The organism is Clostridium saudiense (genome assembly GCF_000577815.1).
GTDB classification, from domain to species: Bacteria; Bacillota; Clostridia; order Clostridiales; family Clostridiaceae; genus Clostridium; species Clostridium saudiense.
Genome location: NZ_CBYM010000029.1, coordinates 1 through 20,636 on the forward strand (window position 1 = coordinate 1; position 20,636 = coordinate 20,636).

Genomic DNA, 20,636 nt, shown 5'->3' on the forward strand with positions numbered 1-20,636 from the left:
GTAATTAGGTAAGGGGAGAGATTAATGAATGAGAAGATATCTAGAATTTTAGATATACCAATAGAGATAACTGCTGTTTTAGGTAAAACTAGAATGCCTTTGAATGAAATTTTAGAGCTTGGTAAAGGTTCCTTAGTTGAGCTTGATACTTTAGAAAATCAAGAGGTAGAAATACTTGTTAATGGTAAAAAAATAGCATATGGACAAGTTGTTATTTCTCAACAAAATTTTGGAATTAAAATTACAAGTGTTTTAGAGTCAGAAGAATTAGTAAATAGCTTGAAATAAGAAAAAAATTTGATATAAGAGTAAAAAGTAAGAAGTAAGAGTTAGGAAAACAACTTAACTATTAATTCTTTCTTTTTATTTACTCATCATCAAACATGAAATGTTTAATGAATATTAAATTTGGATAGAATTAAGGTATAATATTTATGGAATATAAAGGTGTGGGTAGTTAAGATGAGAAGCAATATAGAAGTTAAAAATAAGCTTACTTTAGTTTCGCAAATGGGTAATGAATCTTGTTTTCAAATTTTGAAATATGCATCTCTTAATGGCGCAAGTGAGTTAAATGTAGCTAGCGCTATTAGGACGATTGAAGGTAATGGTAAAAGATTAAAGCAGGTCAGAATATTACTTAATGACAGCGCTGTTAAGATTCAACAAAATGCTCTAAGCTATATGAAAGGCTTTATCGAAAGAAGTGATGTAGTAAACGACTACAAAGGAATTAAAAAGGTTATTTTTGGTGCTACTCATATGAGGCATTTTGGATTGAAAACTGTTTTTAGTGGAAGTGGTGAAATATTATTAGAGCCTAGCTTTAATGATTTTACATTAATTGAATTAGTTGATGAAGAAATAATAATAAACGAAGATATGTTTTATGCTTGTGACAATGAGATTGATATTTCTTTAATTCCAAATGATAATAATAAAATAAAATTAAGTGGATCTGGAGTTGTTGCATTGAAGTTACCTGTACCCGAAGAAGAGATTATAAGGTGTAAATTATATAAGGATAGATTAGTAGTTAATGGTGATTTTATAGTACTAAGAAGTGCTAATATAAAATTATCTCAAGAGAAGTATGAAAGAATAATTGACGAAGAACTTGTAGAAGAAGTAAATAATGTTTATATTGGTATAGGTGAAGTATGGATTTTACCAACAAAAAGCATTTATGATAAATATATAGAAACTAATTGTTTTGAAAATGATGAAGAAAATTAATTAGATAAAGAAAAATTTAAAGTATATCTTAAATTTAGCACACTAAAGTGTTAAAATTATTATGTAGAGAGATAATAGGAGTGATAATATGAGCCTACAGAATTTAGAATTTAAAAAAGATTTAGATATGCTATTTAAAGCTGTTTTAGAGTTAAATAATATAGATGAGTGCTATAAGTTTTTTGAAGATATTGCAACAATAAATGAATTAAGGGCAATTTCTCAAAGAATATATGTTGCAAAAATGCTTACAGATAAAAAGGTATATACAGAAATAGCTGATGCAACAGGGGCAAGTACAGCAACTATTAGTAGAGTAAATAAATGTCTTAATTATGGACAGGGAGGATATAATTTAGTATTAGAAAGAATGTATCCTAAAGATAAACAAGATTAATGAATATATAGCTATAAAGTACGATATATTGTAAAAAATCGGAATAAGTAATATACTATAAAAGATAATGTCTATAATTAATTATTTATATAAGCGAGGTATTATATATGAGTAGAATGTTTGGAACAGATGGTGTTAGAGGGATAGCAAATACTGAATTAACTGCAGAATTAGCTTATAGCTTAGGAAGAGCAGGAGCTTTTGTATTAACTGAGGGTACTCATAAGCCAAAGATTTTAGTAGCAAAAGATACTAGAATATCAGGAGATATGCTTGAAGCTGCTTTAGTTGCAGGTATACTTTCAGTAGGGGCAGAAGCAGTAATTTTAGGAGTAGTACCAACACCAGCAGTAGCTCATTTAACTAGAGAATATAAAGCAGATGCAGGAGTAATGATTTCAGCATCTCATAATCCAGTAGAATATAACGGAATTAAATTTTTTGATGGAAAAGGATACAAATTATCAGATAGTTTAGAAGATCAAATACAAGCTGTAATAGAGGGAGGATTCGAAGGCGTACCTAGTCCAATAGGTGGGAATGTTGGTAGATCGTACACTGAAGAAACAGCATTAAGAGAATATATTGATTATGCATTAAGTACTATAAATACAGATTTAAAGGGATTAAGAGTTGCTTTAGACTGTGCAAATGGTGCTGCATATAAAGCTGCAGTAAAAGCTTTCAGATCTTTAGGTGCAAGAGTATATGTAATAAATGATAATCCAGATGGAAATAACATAAATGAAAATTGTGGCTCAACTCATATGGAAGAGTTAATGGATTATGTTGTAAGAAAAAATTGTGATATTGGTTTTGCATTTGATGGTGATGCTGATAGATGTTTAGCTGTAGATGAAAAAGGAAACATGATTAATGGAGACTTCTTATTAACAATATGTGCTAAGGCATTAAAAGAATCAGGACAATTAAAAGATGATACTTTAGTAGTAACTGTAATGAGTAACTTAGGATTAGATATTGCTGCTAAAAGAGAAGGAATTAACTTAGTTAAAACTAAAGTTGGAGATAGATATGTTCTTGAAGAAATGCTTAAGGATAATTATGTATTAGGTGGAGAGCAATCAGGACATATAATATTTTTAGATCATAATACTACAGGAGATGGATTAGTAACAGCACTTCAAGTAGCTGCTATTCTTAAAGAAAGTGGAAAAACTTTCAGTGAACTAGCTGGAGTTATGAAAGAATTACCACAGGTATTAGTTAATGCTAAAGTACCAAATGAAAAGAAGAATATATATTTAGAGGATGCAGAAATAATTGCTGCCATACAAGAAGTTGAAGCTAAGCTAAATGGAGTTGGAAGGGTGCTTATAAGACCATCTGGAACTGAACCATTAGTTAGAGTTATGCTTGAAGGTGAAAATCAAGAAGAAATAAATGAAATGGCAAATAGAATTGCAAATTTAATATTAAGTAAAGTATAAGTATTAAATTATAATGGCGTATTAAAATTAAGAGTAAAATTAATTTTAATACGCCAAATTTTTTTGTAATAAATTAATAAAAACAAGATTAAAAATAAAGAGAAGTGTTAAAAACAAGGGATTTAAATTGTAAACATAAAAAATAGATAAGTTATTAATAAATTAATAAGTTTGAAATAAATCTATTAAATTACTAAGAAAATAATAAAAATATTAACTATATGTTAAAAGTAAATGAAGTAAAATCCTAATTATAATTAATTTGGTAAATTTCAAGAGATTCTATTGACAGTGTATTAAAGTAAAGAGTAATATATTAACAATAGAATATTTTGGAAGGTCCTTTTTAAGGAATAAAAGCTGTGATAGAGACATTTATTTAGAATAAAAAAGTTTCAGAGAGTCCATGTTAGGTGTGAATGGATACTTTTACTAAATAATAATCACTCTTGAGCTGTATCCTGAACATTAGTAAATTTATCTGATGGCTAGTTTTTGGAACACTCCAACTCTTTTGTGGTGGATAACAACGGACATGCCTCTAGATAATGAATTATAACCTTAAGGTGTAGTTAAAACTAAACCTTAAACTAAGAATTCAATTTATAAGTAGGGAATTACCGGTAAGCACCGTTATATGCAAGGGTTTGTTGGAGCCTAGTGATATTTAATGATGAGGAATGTTATCCCACCGTTATGATTTTATCATTAAGGGTGGGATTTTTTTAACCTAAATTCATTCCGTTTTATTCAATAATTTGAAATTATTTGATTTTGGGGGTTATATAAATGGAAAGACATGTTTTGTCGGTTTTAGTTAGAAATTCTTCAGGAGTATTAACAAGAGTTTCGGGTTTATTTGCAAGAAGGGGATTTAACATTGATAGTTTAACAGTTGGAAGAACAGAAAATCCAGAAATATCAAGAATGACTATTGCGTTAAATGGAAGCGAAGAAGTATTAGAGCAATTTATGAAGCAATTAAATAAATTAGAAGATGTTCTAAGGGTATTAAGATTAAAACCAGAAAACTCTGTTTATAGAGAATTAGTACTAATTAAAGTTAAGGCAGATTCAGAGCAAAGAGCAGCAATTAATGAAGTTGTTAGAATTTTTAGAAGTAAGATAGTGGATATTTCGCCTGAAACACTAACGATTGAACTTACTGGAGATGAAAGTAAAATTAATGCTCATATAAAACTAATGGAAGAGTATGAAATTAAAGAACTAGTTAGAACAGGGGTCTGTGCATTAGAAAGGGGCTCTAATGATATTACAGATTACTGCGAAATCTTTAATTAGGTAATAGCGATTAATTAGTTAAAAGTTAAAAGTTAATAGTTAAGAGTTTAATGAGGGAACTTTTATGAGTTTCTAAAAATATATTTTTAAAATTCAGATCAGCTGAAATTTTTCCTTAACTATTAACTTAAAACTCGTAACTAATAAAGCTTGTAACTAACAAAGCGGTAATAAGCATTTAAATTATGACAAGCTATAGTGGCTAGTATAAGTAAGAAAGTTAATTTATAACTTTAAGATTATTGGAGTTAAGGGTTCTTCAATAAATCAAATAACAGGCAATGATTTGTCACTTACCACTTGAAACTTGTCACTTGCAAAATTGGGGGTGGAAGTTTGAATAGAACCATTGAAATTTTTGATTCTACTTTAAGAGATGGTGCTCAGGGTCAGGGAATATCATTTTCTTTAGAGGATAAGACAAAAATAGTTAAGGTATTGGATGACATAGGGATTGACTATATTGAAGCTGGTAATCCAGGATCTAATCCTAAGGATATGGAGTTCTTTAAGGTAGTAAAAGAAATAGAACTTAAAAATTCGAAGTTAGTTGCTTTTGGATCAACAAGAAAGCCAAATTCAAAGATTGTTGATGATGTTAATATAAAAAGCTTATTGGATGCAGAAACAAGTGTTGTATCTATATTTGGTAAGTCATGGACATTTCAAGTAACAGATATATTAAAGACAACCTTAGATGAAAATCTACTTATGATAAAAGAAACTATAGAATATTTAACTAAAAAAAATAAACAAGTAATTTTTGATGCAGAACATTTTTTTGATGGTTATAAAGAAAATAAAGAATATTCTATGTTAACTTTAAAAGCTGCTAGAGAGGCTGGAGCAAAAACACTAGTTTTATGCGATACAAATGGTGGAACATTACCAAGCGAAATTAAAGAAATAACTAGTGAAGTAGTTAAGAATTTTGATTGTAAAATAGGAATTCATTGTCATAACGATATAGGTATGGCAGTAGCAAACTCTATTATGGCAATAGAGTCAGGGGCGATACATATTCAAGGCACATTTATAGGAGTTGGAGAAAGATGTGGGAATACTAACTTAAGTACAATAATTCCAACTATAGCCTTAAAAATGGATTGCAATTTAAAAGCAGAAAATTACTTGCAAGAATTGACTGCAAAGGCTAGATATATTTCAGAAATATCTAATATTCAATTAGAGGATTCAACTCCTTATGTGGGTAAATCAGCATTTGCTCATAAAGGAGGAATGCATATAGATGCAATTTGTAAAACACCACAATCTTATGAGCATATAAATCCAGAAATAGTTGGGAATAAGAGAAGATTTTTATTATCAGAGGTAAGTGGTAAAAGTACAGTTTTGCAAGAGATACACAAGATTTTTCCTAATGTCAAAAAAGATGGAGATGAAGTTAAAAAGGTAACTAAAAGATTAAAAGAATTGGAATATGAAGGTTATCAATTTGAAGGAGCAGAAGGAACTGTAGAACTATTAATAAGAAAGACAATTGGAAAGTATAAACCTTTCTTCAAATTAAATCATTTTAAAACTATGGGAGAAACTCCTTGGAACAATGGTGAATTTAGCTCAACAGCTTTAATTAATATAACAGTTGATGGAATGACAGAAATGACAGCAGCAGAAGGTGATGGACCAGTAAATGCATTAGATAAAGCATTAAGAAAAGCAGTAGAAGTTTTTTATCCTGAGATAAAAAATGTAAAGTTAGTTGATTATAAGGTTAGAGTTTTAGATTCAGAAAGCACAACAGGTGCAAAAGTTAGAGTTTTAATTGAAAGTACTGATGGTAATGAAAGCTGGAGTACAGTTGGGGTCTCTAGGGACGTAATTCAAGCAAGCTGGATTGCATTAGTTGATTCGATTGAATATAAACTTATTAAAGATATTGAAAGAAAAGCAAAAGCATATTTTTAAAGGGGGAAAAAACAATGGCAATGACAATGACTCAAAAAATATTAGCTGCTCATGCAGGATTAGAAAGTGTAAAGGCAGGCCAATTAATTGAAGCAAATTTAGATTTGGTGCTAGGTAACGATATTACTTCACCAGTTGCAGTAAAGGAATTTGAAAAGTTTGGAGTTAAAAAAGTTTTTGATAAGGAAAAAATAGCAATAGTACCTGATCACTTTACTCCAAATAAAGATATAAAAGCAGCAGAACAATGTAAATTTATAAGAGAATTCTCAAGAGAAAAAGGAATAGTTAATTTTTTTGAAATAGGAGAAATGGGAATTGAACATTGTCTATTACCTGAAAAAGGATTAGTAGTTGCAGGTGATGTTGTTATAGGGGCAGACTCGCATACTTGCACATATGGAGCATTAGGAGCTTTTTCAACAGGAATTGGTTCAACAGATATGGCAGCAGGAATGGCTACAGGGAAATGTTGGTTTAAGGTTCCATCAGCATTAAAATTCGTATTAAAGGGAAAACCTTCAAAATGGGTAAGTGGTAAAGACGTTATACTTCATATCATTGGAATGATAGGGGTTGATGGAGCTTTATATAAATCAATGGAATTTGTTGGTGAAGGATTAAAGTACTTATCAATGGATGATAGATTCACAATGGCAAATATGGCTATTGAAGCTGGTGGAAAGAATGGTATTTTCCCAGTGGATGAAAAAACTATTGAATACTTAAAAGAGCATGGAAAGAAAGAATGGAAAGTATACGAAGCAGATGAAGATGCAGAGTATGATGAGGTCTATGAAATAGATTTATCTACTTTAAGACCAACAGTATCATTCCCACATTTACCTGATAATACAAGAACTATAGATGAGGTTGGAGAAATTGAAATTGATCAAGCGGTTATAGGTTCATGTACAAATGGAAGAATATCAGATTTGAGAGTAGCAAGAGATATTCTTAAGGGTAAAAAAGTAAATAAGAGAGTTAGATGTATAGTATTCCCAGGAACTCAAAAAATTTATTTACAGGCGTTAGAAGAAGGAATAATTAAGGATTTAGTAGAAGCAGGGGCAGTTGTTTCAACTCCAACTTGTGGACCATGCTTAGGTGGACATATGGGTATATTAGCTAAAGGTGAAAGAGCTATTTCAACTACAAATAGAAACTTCGTTGGAAGAATGGGGCATGTTGAATCAGAAGTTTATTTAGCTAGTCCAGCAGTTGCAGCAGCTTCAGCAATAACAGGAAAAATAACTAATCCGGAAACACTTTAAGGGGGTAAATAAATATGAAATCAACGGGAAAAGTTTTTAAATATGGAGATAACGTAGATACAGATGTAATTATACCAGCAAGATACTTAAATACATCAGATCCAAAGGAACTAGCAAGTCATTGTATGGAGGATATTGATTTAAATTTTGCTAATAATGTTAAACCAGGAGATATAATTGTTGCAAATAAGAATTTTGGATGTGGTTCATCTAGAGAACATGCACCAATAGCAATAAAAGAAAGTGGAATTAGCTGTGTTATAGCATCAACTTTTGCAAGAATATTTTATAGAAATGCAATTAATATTGGATTACCAATATTAGAATGTGATGAAGCAGTTAAATCTATTGAAGCAGGGGATGAGTTAGAGGTTAATTTTGATACAGGGGTTATTAAAAATTTAACTAAGGATGAAGAATATCAAGGAGAAGCGTTCCCAGAGTTTATGCAAAATATTATAAATAATAATGGACTTATAGGTTATATAAAAAATAAGAATAAATAAAATAAAAGGCAATGGGCAAATTTTAAGGGGGAAGAATCATGAATTTTAATATAGCAGTTATACCAGGAGATGGAATAGGACCAGAAGTTATCGATGAATCAATAAAAGTCTTAAATAAAATTGGGGAAAAATACAATCATACATTTGAATTTGAGTTTTTACAAGCTGGAGGATGTGCAATAGATTCAATGGGAACGTCACTTCCTGAAAAAACTTTAGAAGCTTGCAAGAAAAGTGATGCAGTTCTTTTAGGTGCTGTTGGAGGACCTAAATGGGATGATCCTAATGCAAAAGTAAGACCTGAACAGGCCTTATTAGGATTAAGGGGAGGTTTAAATTTATATTGTAATTTAAGACCTGCACTTTTATATAAACCACTAAAAGAAGCATCTCCATTAAAGGATAGCATAATTGGTGATGGAATTGATATTTGTGTTGTAAGAGAGCTTACTGGGGGAATTTACTTTGGTGAAAGAGGAAGAGAAGTAATTGATGGAGTTATTTCAGCTTACGATACAGAAAGATATAATATGGAAGAAATTGAAAGGATAGTAAGAATAGGCTTTGATACTGCAATGAAGAGAAGTAAGAAGCTTACTAGTGTTGATAAAGCTAATATATTAGAAAGTTCAAGACTTTGGAGAAGCGTTGTTGAAGAAATGTCTAAAGATTATCCAGAGGTTGAAGTAAATCATTTATATATTGATAATGCTTCGATGCAATTAGTAAGAGATCCAAGACAATTTGACGTAATTGTTACTTCAAATATGTTTGGTGATATTTTATCAGATGAGGCTTCAATGATAACAGGATCAATTGGTATGCTTCCATCTGCATCATTAGGAGAAGGAACTTTAGGGATGTACGAGCCAATTCATGGTTCTGCACCTGATATTGCTGGAAAGGGAATAGCAAACCCATTAGCAACAATTCTTTCAACTGCAATGATGTTAAGATATAGCTTTAACTTAGAAAATGAAGCAAAAGATATTGAAGATTCAGTAGTTAAAGTATTAGAAGAAGGATATAGAACTGGTGATATAACAAGTGAAGGAACTACACTTGTTGGAACCAAAGAAATGGGACAACTTGTTTTAGAAAGAATTTAGATAGTTAGAAGTTATAAGTTAGGAGTTAAGCTTGAAACTCCTTAGGGAGTTTATTGAATTATATATTCTTAGTAACTACTAACTAAAAACTAAGAACTACTAACTAATTTAATGGGGTGATATAAATGAGAAGTGATGTAGTTAAAAAGGGAGTAGCAAAGGCTCCTCATAGATCGTTGTTTAAAGCATCAGGATTAACTGATGAGGAAATAAATAAACCATTAATAGGAATTGTAACATCTCAAAATGATATAATTCCTGGTCATGTTAACTTAGATAAAATTGTTGAAGGTGTTAAAAAAGGAGTATTAATGTCTGGAGGAACACCATTAGTATTTCCAACAATAGGTGTATGTGATGGAATTGCAATGGGACATCAAGGAATGAAATATTCTTTAGTAACTAGAGAACTTATTGCTGATTCTGTTGAATGTATGGCAAATGCTCATGCATTTGATGCTTTAGTATTTATACCAAACTGTGACAAGATAGTTCCAGGAATGGTCATGGCTGCATTAAGAGTAAATGTTCCATCAGTAATAGTTAGTGGTGGACCAATGCTAGCTGGTAAATTTAAAGGTAAGGAAGTATCTTTATCTACAATGTTTGAAGCTGTTGGATCAGTTGAAAGTGGATTAATGCTTGAATCAGATTTAGCAGAATTAGAAGAAAAAGTATGTCCGACTTGTGGATCATGTTCAGGTATGTTTACTGCAAATTCTATGAATTGTCTATGTGAAGTTTTAGGATTAGCATTACCAGGCAATGGAACAATACCAGCTGTTTATTCCGAAAGAATAAGACTTGCTAAGTATGCAGGGATGGCTGTAATGAAGCTTTTAGAAAAAGATATTAAGCCAAGAGATATAGTAACAGAAGATGCCATTAAAAATGCATTAACAGTAGATATGGCACTTGGATGCTCAACAAATAGTGTTCTTCATTTAACAGCAATTGCAAATGAAGCTAAACTACCTATAAATCTTGATATTATAAATGGGATGTCAGCAAAGGTGCCTAACTTATGTAAACTAGCTCCAGCATCTGATACTCATATAGAAGATTTATATGCAGCTGGTGGAATTAGAGCTGTAATGAGTGAATTAAATAAGAAGAATTTATTAAATTTAAATTGTATTACTGCAACTGGTAAAACTGTTGGAGAAAATATTGAAAATGCAAAAGTTTTAGATTATTCAGTAATAAAACATATAGAAGAACCATATAGTCAAACTGGTGGAATTGCAGTTTTAAAAGGAAATTTAGCACCAGATGGAGCTGTTGTTAAGAGATCAGCAGTTTTAAAAGAAATGTTAGTTCATAAAGGGCCAGCTAAAGTTTTTAACTCTGAAGAAGAGGCTATTGAAGCAATTATGGGTAAGAAAATTGTTGAAGGCGATGTTGTAGTTATTAGATATGAAGGTCCAAAAGGTGGACCAGGAATGAGAGAAATGTTATCACCTACATCTGCAATATGTGGAATGGGACTTGATACATCTGTTGCACTTATTACAGATGGAAGATTTAGTGGGGCAACTAAAGGTGCAGCAATAGGACATGTTTCTCCTGAAGCAGCTGAAGGTGGAAATATTGCGTTAGTAGAAGATGGAGATATTATTTCTATTGATATTACAAATGGTAATTTAGATTTGCTTGTTAGCGATGAAGAACTAGCAAAGCGTAGATCAAATTTAAAGCCAGTTGAGCCAAAAGTTAAAGAGGGATATTTAGCAAGATATGCTAAATTAGTTAGCTCAGCAAGCTCAGGGGCAGTATTTAAATAGTTATAAGTTAACTAATATAAAGGGGGTTATTTTCAATGTTATTAACAGGTGCTGAGATTCTTGTTAAGACTTTATTAAATGAAGGTGTTGACACTGTTTTTGGATATCCTGGAGGAGCTGTATTAAATATTTATGACTATTTGTATAAATACAGAGATCAGCTTAAACATTATTTGACTTGCCATGAACAAGGTGCAGCTCATGCAGCTGATGGTTATGCAAGGTCATCAGGAAAAGTTGGGGTATGTATTGCTACATCAGGTCCAGGAGCAACAAATCTTGTAACGGGAATTGCAACTGCATATATGGATTCTGTTCCATTAGTTGCAATAACAGGTAATGTTCAAAAAAGTCTGCTTGGAAGAGATAGCTTTCAAGAGGTTGATATTACTGGAATAACAATGCCAATAACAAAACATAATTTTATTGTTAAAGATGTTAATGAGTTAGAGGAAACTGTTAGAAAGGCATTTTATATTGCTAGAGAAGGAAGACCAGGGCCGGTATTAATTGATATTCCAAAGGATATTACATCTGATAAAACAGAATATAAAAATTTAAAGCCATTACCAGTGGAACCAAAAAGTAAGCATATTACTGTTGATTCATTAAATGAAGTAGCTAAATATATTAATGATTCAGAACAACCACTTATTTATGCAGGTGGAGGAGTTATTAATTCAGGTGCTACTGAAGAACTAGTTAATTTTGCAGAAAAAATTAATGCACCAGTTGCAACAACATTAATGTGTAGAGGTGCAATTCCTTCAGAACATAGGTTAAATACTGGAATGATAGGGATGCATGGAAGTAATGCATCAAATATTTTAGCAACTAAGTGCGATTTAATAATTGCATTAGGTGCAAGGTTTAGTGACAGGGTAATTAGCGATAGAGAATTTATTAATAATGCTAAGGTAATTCAAATAGATGTGGATCCGGCAGAAGTAAATAAGAATGTTAAAGTAGATTCATTTATTATAGGTGATATTAAGGTAGCATTACAAAGATTAATGCCTTTAATAGATTATAAGAAAAATGATAAGTGGTTAAAAAAAGTAGATGAATTAAAGCTTTTAGCTATTACAAAAAATAATAAGGATGATGGTGAGCAATTAACACCAAGATTTTTATTTGAAAAGCTTAGTGAATTAGATAAAGGTGATTTTATTATGACGACTGAAGTTGGACAGCATCAAATGTGGACAGCACAGTATTTTAATTTTAAAACACCAAGAACTTTAATTTCATCTGGAGGACTTGGAACTATGGGATTTGGTTTAGGTGCGGCAATTGGAGTTAAAGTTGCTAATCCTGATAAAACTGTATTTAACATTGCTGGTGATGGAAGCTTTGGAATGAACTGCAATGAATTTGCAACAGCTGTTAAATATAATATTCCAATTAAAATTATTGTAATGAATAACAATGCATTAGGAATGGTTAGACAATGGCAAAGTTTATTTTATGAGGCTAGATATTCTCAAACTACTTTAGATAGAGCTACTGATTTTGTTAAGCTTGCTGAAGCTTTTGGAGGCGTTGGATTTAGGGTAGAAAAAAGAGAAGAACTTGATTCTGTATTAGAAGAGGCTTTAGCTGTAGATAGACCAGTAATAATTGATTATAGAATTGATAGTGATAAAAAAGTATTCCCTATGGTTGCTCCGGGAGCACCAATTCATCAAATAATTAATGAAGAAGATGTTGTAGAGGAATAGGCAATAAGTAATAGATAAAAATGAATAGATAAAAAGCAAAAGCGAAAAGTTTTTACTTTACATCTATTAGTTAATAATAAAAAGTTAATTTAAATTTCTATCATAAGAATTTGGTAGTGAATTTTTATAAATAAAAATAAATAAGTCGGGGGTATAAAAAATGGCAAAGATGTTTTATGAAAAGGACACAAATCTAGGTTTATTAAAGGGAAAGAAGGTTGCAGTTATCGGTTATGGTAGCCAAGGACATGCTCACGCATTAAACCTTCATGAAAGTGGAATTGATGTAGTTGTTGGATTATATGAAGGAAGTAAATCATGGAATAGAGTTAAGGAAGCCGGATTAGAAGTTGCTACAGTTGCAAATGCTGTTAAGGCTGCTGATGTTGTTATGGTTTTAGTACCAGATGAGAAACAAGCTAAATTATATAGAGAAGAAATCGCTCCATATTTAGAAGAAGGAAATGCTTTAGTATTTGCTCATGGATTTAACATTCATTATGGACAAATAGTTCCTCCTGCAGATGTTGATGTATTCATGGTTGCTCCAAAAGGACCAGGACATATGGTAAGAAGAACTTATACTGAAGGTTCAGGAGTTCCTTGCTTAATAGCAGTTCAACAAGATTACACAGGAAAAGCTAAAGAATTTGCATTAGCTTATGCCAATGGAATTGGTGGAGCTAGAGCTGGTGTATTAGAAACTACATTCAAAGATGAAACTGAAACAGATTTATTTGGTGAACAAGCAGTCCTTTGTGGAGGTGTTACAGCACTTATCAAAGCTGGATTTGAAACTTTAGTAGAAGGTGGATATGCCCCAGAAAATGCTTATTTTGAATGTTTACATGAAATGAAGCTTATTGTTGATTTAATATACCAAGGTGGTATGGCTGCAATGAGATATTCTATATCTGATACTGCTGAATATGGTGATTACATGATTGGTAACAGAATAGTTACTGATGAAACTAAGAAAGAAATGAAAAAAGTATTAACTGAAATTCAAGATGGTACTTTTGCAAGAAATTGGTTAATGGAAAACCAAGTTGGAAGACCACAATTTAATGCTATGAGAAGAATGGAAGCAGAACATCCAATTGAAAAGGTTGGTAAAGAGTTAAGAGAAATGATGTCTTGGATTGATACTAAGAACTTAGATTAATAATCACAACTTTTTGAATTAAACAGATTTAATAAAAGGAATTACAGCTAATAATTGAGATGTAATTCCTTATTTTTGTATAAGTTCACAAAAGTAATAAGTTATGAAATAGTATATTTTTAAAATAATGGTATAAATGTTAAAGTTTAATAGATAAACTTAGTTTTCAAAGTATATTTAATTATTGATTGGAGGAGAAAAAATGGAATTAAAGACTAAGGTAAATGACAAAAAAGTATTTGCTAAAATTGGATTAGCTATCTTAGTTTGTATGATAGTAGTAAATGTTATACAAACAATTTATTATTCAGCTATTAATGTAATTAGGCCATCATTGTTAGAACAACCTTGGGTAAATTATATAGCTATTGCAATTAGTTTTTACTTTATAGGCTTTCCTATATTTTATGTAATGGTTAGAAAGCTTCCTGATGGTGAGAAAAAGGAAAGTAAAAGTTTAAGTGTAGGAAAAATGATTTTACTATTTTTTATGTCTTATGCAATATTATATGTGGTTAACTTTTTAACTACTATTTTACTAATGATAATTGCTGCAATAAAGGGTAGCGAGATAATGAATCCAATAGCTAATGTAGTAGGGACAAGCAATTGGATTTGGAGTTTGATTTTTGCAGGAATATTATCTCCTATTGTTGAAGAAATGTTATTTAGGGGGATAATGCTTAATAAGATAAGAATGTATGGTGCTAAAGTAGCTATAATTACAACAGCAATTATGTTTGGATTATTTCATGCAAATTTTTCTCAGTTTTTTTATGCAGTCGGATTAGGAGTTATATTTGCTTATGTAACATTAAAGACTGGTACTATAAAATATTCAATAATATTACATATAGTAATTAACATTGTTGGAAGTGTAATTATGCCATCTATAGTTGGAGATGGTAGTAATATAGCGTTAATTGGAGTAGCAGGATTAGTTTTAATAGCAATTACTATTATAGGAATAGTTTTATTAATCAATAATAGAAAGAATATACATTTATCAGAAGGTGAAATAAAACTAGAAAAAGGTACAGTTGCTAAAACTATTTATTTGAATGTAGGGATGATTTTATATATAGTTCTCTGTGTAATATCAATGATATCAGTAGTATTGATGTAAAGTATAAATTAAATTTCAGGTCGATATTGTATTTATAACTATAAAGTTGCTTATTTAAGATATACTTATTAGAAGTAAAAAAATATAAATGAGGCGGTATAGAAGTTGAATTATTTTTTTATATATTCACTTTAGTATAAATACTTTACAATAATAATTGTAATCTGTATAATTAATCTGTAATTTGAAAATAATAGTTAATATAATTGTGTTGATTAGGAGCAGTAAATAGAATTCTAATTTAAAGCGATTTAGGAAGTGGTGTAAGCCTAAAATTTAGAACTATTGAAGGAAACCAGGGAGCAATAAAATTAAATAAGTATTTGAGTGGGTTAATTTATATTAACCAATTTAGGTGGTAACGCGGAAATACAGTCTTTCGTCCTAAAAGTTTAGGGTGAAAGACTTTTTATTTTGTAAAAAATAAATAAAATTAAAAGGAGAAAAATAAGATGGCATTTGAAAAGTTAGCTGAAATGATATTCCCAAATGTAGAACATGATAGAGAATATTATATAGCAAAATACCCAAAGAGAAATTTAAAAGAAGGTGCTAGGGTAACTAGATACGCACCATCACCAACAGGATTCCAACATATAGGTGGAGTTTTTGCTGCATTAATAAATGAAAGATTAGCAAGTCAAAGTGAAGGTGTTTTCTATTTAAGAATAGAAGATACAGACCAAAAAAGAGAAGTTGAAGGTGCTATAGAAGATACAATTGCAACTATGCATAACTTTGGAATGGACTTCAGTGAAGGAATGACTGGTCAAGAAACTTCAAAAGGTGAATATGGTCCATACAGACAAAGTGAAAGAGCTGAAATATACAGAACTTTTGCTAAGGACTTATTATTAAAAGGATTAGCATACCCAGATTTCTGTACTCCAGAAGAATTAGCAGCATTAAGAGAAGAACAAATTGCTAATAAGATAACTCCTGGATACTATGGAGAATATGCTAAATACAGAAATATTACTGAAGAAGAAGCTATTGAAAGAATAAACAATGGTGAAGCTTATATATTAAGATTAAAATCACCAGGAAATATTGAAAATAGAGTAGAATTCCACGACTTAATAAAAGGAGATATATCTTTCCCAGAAAACAATCAAGATGTTGTTTTAATAAAAGGTGATGGACTTCCAACTTATCATTTTGCACATGCAATTGATGATTATTTAATGAGAACTACAGATGTAATAAGAGGAGAAGAATGGTTATCATCTCTTCCAATACATGTTCAATTATTTGAAGTATTAGGATTTGAAAGACCAAACTATGCTCATATTCCAACAATAATGAAACAAGAAGGTGGATCTAAGAGAAAGCTTTCTAAGAGAAAAGATGCTGAAGCAGCTGTATCTTACTACAACGAAGTTGGATATCCAGTAGTTTGTGTTATTGAATACTTATTAAACATAGTAAACTCAAGCTATGAAGAATGGAGAGCAGAAAATCCTACTGCTGATTACCATGAATTCCATGTTGCTTTAGAAAAAATGAGTAAGAGTGGAGCATTATTTGACTTAGTTAAGTTAAATGACGTTTCTAAAGATGTTATTGCTAGAATGCCAGCAAATAAAGTATATGAACAATATACAGCATGGGCTAAGCAATATGATGAAGAAATGTATAACTTAGTAACTGCAAATGAAGCTATGTCTAAGGAAATATTCAACATAGATAAAGAAGGTCCAAAGCCAAGAAAAGATTTTGCTAAATGGGATGAAGTTAAAGATAAGATTTTCTATTTCTTCGATGAGTTATTCTATAATGAAACAGCAGATCAAGTGGAATTACCAAAGACTTTATCATTAGAAAATGCTAAAGCTATAATTGAAGAATATGCTAAGAAGTTTAACTTCAATGCTGGAAGCCAAGAAAATTGGTTTGAAGATTTAAAAGTAATTGGAGCAGAACTTGGATATTGTGCAAACAGAAAAGAATATAAAGCTAATCCAGATCAATATAAGGGAATGATTTCTGATGTTGCTGGAGCAGTAAGAAGTGCATTATCACACAGAACAAACACTCCTGACCTTTATACTATAATGCAAATTATGGGTGAAGATAAGGTTAGAGAAAGATTTAATAGATTTTTAGAGTTATAAAATAGTATTAAAAGCAGCTATATTTAAAATAGTATAGTTGCTTTTTTATTTTATATTTTAAATATAAAATAAAAAATGTTTATGTTTAGCTGTGTTATTTTATTAATAATATAACTTGGAAAAATTTAATGTGTATTATATTAACAGAACTTCATAAAATAATATCGAAATGTAAAAGGAGGTGTTTTTTATGAATAAACAAAGTCAAAATAGTTCGACTATGAGCAATAATACTCAACAAAGTATGAATAGTAGTGCACAACAACAAAGCAATATGCAAAGTAATGCAAATTCTCAAAGTGCAATGAGTAGTGCTCAAATTGATTCAAACATAGAAGCTTATAAAAAAGCACAACAAAATGCTAACCAAAATTCAATGCAATAAAATATTTACAAAATAAAAACTCCTTATAAGTAGGGGTTTTTATTTTTTATAAAAAAACTAAAGTTTTATATATTAACTACTTAATATATAATTTTTCAATATTTTAATTTAACTTCACAACTTGGACTGAAATGAAATTAATACAAGGTATCAAAGAAAATAAAATGTACAAACTATTACTGTAGCGGTGGTAGAACTAAGTTAAGACTTGGCTGTATCAGGGCTAAATTTAATAAGACACTGGAGGTAAATGTTATGGATAAACATTCAAAGTGTGGATGTCATACAAAAGAAAAAAGTAGTTGTGAATCAAGTTGTGGATGTGGATGTAATAGTGGTGCACCAAAATCTGCAGTAAATAATCAATGGGCATCACCAGCTGGTGTAAAAGTAGAAAATTATAAGAATTGTACATGTGAAAAACAAGAAAAAACAGCAACAAATAATCAATGGTCATAATTTAAAAGCTGTTTATAGAAATAAATTCTAGTATTAAATTAATAATACGGAGCAAAATAATATTGATAAGAGTGTTGGAGGAAGACTGATGGGATGAATATTAAAAAAGAAGTAAACCCTAAACAATTTAACTGGTGTTTATAGTTTTTGCATCGAAAGAAAGCTATAGAAAAATGATTATATAAGTGGCGACTCAGTGTGAATCCGATTATAAAGTATTACTGTGTATGAAACCTCAAGAACACTCACTATACCTAATTTAAATAAGAGAAAGGCATTTGCCTTTCTCTTATTTTTTCTTTTATTTTAATTTAAATGAAGATTTTAAAGATACAATTCTGTTAAATACTAATTTATCAGCAGTTGTATACTTAGTATCAACATTAAAGAATCCATTTCTAACTAATTGGAATTTATCTTGAGGTTTAGCATCCTTAGCAGCAGTTGGCTCAATAAATCCTTGTAAAACTTCCATAGAGTTCGGATTTATTTGTTCTAAGAAATTCTTACCTTCATTTTCAGGAGCATCATCTAAGATTAATGGTTCGTATAATCTAAATTCAGCAGGTACACAATTATTTGCATCTACCCAGTGAATAGTTCCTTTAACTTTTCTTCCTGTAAATCCAGAACCACTCTTAGTTTCAGGATCATAAGTACAGTGAATTTCAGTAACATTACCATTTTCATCTTTGATAACTTCATTACATTTAACAAAGTAAGCACCCATTAATCTAACTTCATTACCAGGGAATAATCTAAAGTATTTCTTTATTGGAACTTCCATGAAGTCTTCTTGTTCAACATATAATTCTCTTGAGAATGGAACAAGTCTTTTACCAAAAGATTCATCTTTAGCATTGTTGCTAACTTCAAGCATTTCAGTTTGACCTTCTGGATAGTTAGTAATAACTAATTTTAAAGGTCTTAAAACGGCCATAGCATTAGGAGCTTTCATTTGTAAATCTTCTCTTACGAAATAATCAAGCATTTGAGAATCTACTGTAGAGTTAGCTTTAGCAACACCAATTGCAGCACAGAAATTCTTTAAAGCTTCTGGGGTACAACCTCTTCTTCTTAAACCAGAAATAGTAGGCATTCTTGGATCATCCCATCCATCAACAACACCTTCATCAACTAGTTGTTTAAGTTTTCTTTTACTCATAACAGTATTAGTCATATTTAATCTAGCAAATTCAATTTGTCTAGGTTGGCAATCCATTTCACATTCTCTTACAACCCAATCATATAGAGGTCTATGGTCTTCAAATTCTAAAGTACAAATAGAATGAGTTACTTTTTCTATAGCATCTTCTAATGGGTGTGCAAAGTCATACATTGGATATATGCACCATTTATCACCTGTATTATGATGATGTGCATGAGCAATTCTATAGATAATAGGATCTCTCATGTTCATATTTGGAGAAGCCATATCAATTTTTGCTCTTAAAACTTTTTCTCCATCTGCAAATTCTCCATTTTTCATTCTTTCGAATAAATCTAGGTTTTCTTCAACAGTTCTGTTTCTATAAGGGCTTTCTTTACCAGGTTCAGTTAAAGTACCTCTATATTCTTTAGCTTCTTCTGGAGTTAAATCACAAACATAAGCTAATCCTTTTTTTATTAATAAAACAGCTCTGTTATACATTTCATCAAAGTAATTTGATGCAAAGTAAAGTTCATCCCATTTTCCACCAAGCCATTCTACATCTTCTTTAATTGATTGAACATATTCTGTATCTTCTTTTACAGGGTTAGTATCATCGAATCTAAGATGTGTTCTACCATGGAATTCTTCAGCTAATCCAAAGTTTAAAAGAATAGATTTTGCATGACCTATATGTAGGTATCCATTTGGTTCTGGTGGGAAACGTGTAATTATTTCCTTATGTTTTCCGCTTTCTAAATCGTCAATTATTATGTTTCTTATAAAATTAGAAGAATTAATTTCACTTGACATATTTTACCTCTCCTATTAACGCTTAATTATTTAAGTTAAAAATATTCTTAAAGGAATTTAAAATTATTCTATAAAGAATAATTATGTCCTAAGTAAATAACATTTATAACATATATTTTAACTATTACTAATAATTTTAATCGAATATAACTAAAAAATAAAGTAACTTATAGAAAAAGTTAGATAATTACTTAATGAAAGTATAAAAAAGTAAGCTTATAACAATAATATATAGAGAATTATGAACTAAAGAGGAGGTATAAGAATGAATAATTTATCATGTAATGTTACTACATGTGTATATAATTCACAAAACTTGTGTAGCAAAGAAAGTATTAAAATTGCAGGTAAAAATACCATTACAGCTAATTTTACAAGTTGTGAAGATTTTAGAAGAAAAACTGGTGAACTTACTAGTAGTGTGAAATCAGCTAATACAATGTTAGATGTAACTTGTGAAGCTATAAATTGTGAACATAATAAAGATAATAAATGTGATGCATCCAATATAACAATTGGAGGAGATTATGCTTTATCTGAAATACAAACAGAATGTTCAACTTTTGTATCAAAGATTGATAAATAGATAATTAATATAAGGCTAGCTATAATATATTCTTAAGGTTTAAGAATATTAATATCAAATAAGCTAGCTTTTTTTGTATAACATTGTTTACATTAATTGGTTTTTAAAATAGAATAGATATATGAATCA

Annotated in this window: 18 protein-coding genes; 17 read left to right on the forward strand and 1 reads right to left on the reverse strand. The window is 30.2% G+C overall.

The features are described from left to right. The first annotated feature begins 24 nt into the window (after nt 1-24). The 16 genes from fliN to TY07_RS12740 all read left to right on the forward strand — a co-directional run bounded on the left by fliN (nt 25) and on the right by TY07_RS12740 (nt 17,958). Nucleotides 25-288, forward strand: coding sequence for a flagellar motor switch protein FliN (fliN, locus tag TY07_RS12665; protein ID WP_042400531.1), 264 nt, complete (start codon nt 25-27; stop codon nt 286-288). 174 nt (nt 289-462) lie between these two features. Continuing rightward, nucleotides 463-1,236, forward strand: coding sequence for an AIM24 family protein (locus tag TY07_RS12670; RefSeq protein WP_042400534.1), 774 nt, complete (start codon nt 463-465; stop codon nt 1,234-1,236). Nucleotides 1,237-1,324: 88 nt separating this feature from the next. Beyond that, nucleotides 1,325-1,633: a YerC/YecD family TrpR-related protein gene (locus TY07_RS12675; protein WP_042400537.1), complete on the forward strand. Its 309-nt coding sequence runs from the start codon at nt 1,325-1,327 to the stop codon at nt 1,631-1,633. Nucleotides 1,634-1,740: 107 nt separating this feature from the next. Further along, nucleotides 1,741-3,084, forward strand: coding sequence for a phosphoglucosamine mutase (gene glmM / locus TY07_RS12680; RefSeq protein WP_042400540.1), 1,344 nt, complete (start codon nt 1,741-1,743; stop codon nt 3,082-3,084). 789 nt (nt 3,085-3,873) lie between these two features. Then, nucleotides 3,874-4,386: an acetolactate synthase small subunit gene (ilvN, locus tag TY07_RS12685; RefSeq protein ID WP_042400543.1), complete on the forward strand. Its 513-nt coding sequence runs from the start codon at nt 3,874-3,876 to the stop codon at nt 4,384-4,386. 336 nt (nt 4,387-4,722) lie between these two features. Next, nucleotides 4,723-6,315, forward strand: a complete 1,593-nt coding sequence (cimA, locus tag TY07_RS12690) for a citramalate synthase (protein ID WP_042400546.1) — start codon at nt 4,723-4,725, stop codon at nt 6,313-6,315. A gap of 14 nt (nt 6,316-6,329) precedes the next feature. Beyond that, complete coding sequence (leuC, locus tag TY07_RS12695) at nt 6,330-7,589, forward strand: 3-isopropylmalate dehydratase large subunit (protein WP_042400549.1); 1,260 nt, start codon at nt 6,330-6,332, stop codon at nt 7,587-7,589. A gap of 14 nt (nt 7,590-7,603) precedes the next feature. After that, a complete protein-coding gene (leuD, locus tag TY07_RS12700; protein ID WP_042400553.1) occupies nt 7,604-8,095 on the forward strand; it encodes a 3-isopropylmalate dehydratase small subunit in 492 nt (163 codons plus the stop codon). Nucleotides 8,096-8,133: 38 nt separating this feature from the next. Beyond that, nucleotides 8,134-9,204, forward strand: a complete 1,071-nt coding sequence (gene leuB / locus TY07_RS12705) for a 3-isopropylmalate dehydrogenase (RefSeq protein WP_042400556.1) — start codon at nt 8,134-8,136, stop codon at nt 9,202-9,204. A gap of 125 nt (nt 9,205-9,329) precedes the next feature. Next, nucleotides 9,330-10,988 carry a dihydroxy-acid dehydratase gene (gene ilvD / locus TY07_RS12710; RefSeq protein WP_042400559.1) on the forward strand — a complete coding sequence of 553 codons (1,659 nt, stop codon included), beginning with the start codon at nt 9,330-9,332 and terminating at the stop codon, nt 10,986-10,988. A 35-nt stretch (nt 10,989-11,023) separates the two neighbouring features. Next, on the forward strand, nt 11,024-12,709 hold the full coding sequence (gene ilvB / locus TY07_RS12715) for a biosynthetic-type acetolactate synthase large subunit (RefSeq protein WP_042400562.1): 1,686 nt from the start codon (nt 11,024-11,026) through the stop codon (nt 12,707-12,709). Nucleotides 12,710-12,869: 160 nt separating this feature from the next. After that, on the forward strand, nt 12,870-13,874 hold the full coding sequence (ilvC, locus tag TY07_RS12720; protein WP_042400566.1) for a ketol-acid reductoisomerase: 1,005 nt from the start codon (nt 12,870-12,872) through the stop codon (nt 13,872-13,874). Nucleotides 13,875-14,076: 202 nt separating this feature from the next. Then, nucleotides 14,077-15,000, forward strand: a complete 924-nt coding sequence (locus TY07_RS12725) for a CPBP family intramembrane glutamic endopeptidase (protein ID WP_042400570.1) — start codon at nt 14,077-14,079, stop codon at nt 14,998-15,000. A 452-nt stretch (nt 15,001-15,452) separates the two neighbouring features. Further along, on the forward strand, nt 15,453-17,114 hold the full coding sequence (gene gltX / locus TY07_RS12730) for a glutamate--tRNA ligase (protein WP_042400572.1): 1,662 nt from the start codon (nt 15,453-15,455) through the stop codon (nt 17,112-17,114). A gap of 190 nt (nt 17,115-17,304) precedes the next feature. Further along, nucleotides 17,305-17,499, forward strand: a complete 195-nt coding sequence (locus TY07_RS12735; protein ID WP_042400574.1) for a hypothetical protein — start codon at nt 17,305-17,307, stop codon at nt 17,497-17,499. A gap of 255 nt (nt 17,500-17,754) precedes the next feature. Continuing rightward, nucleotides 17,755-17,958, forward strand: a complete 204-nt coding sequence (locus TY07_RS12740) for a hypothetical protein (protein WP_042400576.1) — start codon at nt 17,755-17,757, stop codon at nt 17,956-17,958. 301 nt (nt 17,959-18,259) lie between these two features. Here the strand turns inward: TY07_RS12740 and TY07_RS12745 are convergent, their stop codons facing one another. Continuing rightward, nucleotides 18,260-19,921 carry a glutamine--tRNA ligase/YqeY domain fusion protein gene (locus tag TY07_RS12745; protein WP_042400578.1) on the reverse strand — a complete coding sequence of 554 codons (1,662 nt, stop codon included), beginning with the start codon at nt 19,919-19,921 and terminating at the stop codon, nt 18,260-18,262. Between the two features lie 265 nt (nt 19,922-20,186). Between TY07_RS12745 and TY07_RS12750 the strand changes: the two genes are divergently transcribed. Next, a complete protein-coding gene (locus TY07_RS12750) occupies nt 20,187-20,507 on the forward strand; it encodes a DUF1540 domain-containing protein (RefSeq protein WP_042400581.1) in 321 nt (106 codons plus the stop codon). Nucleotides 20,508-20,636: the final 129 nt, after the last annotated feature.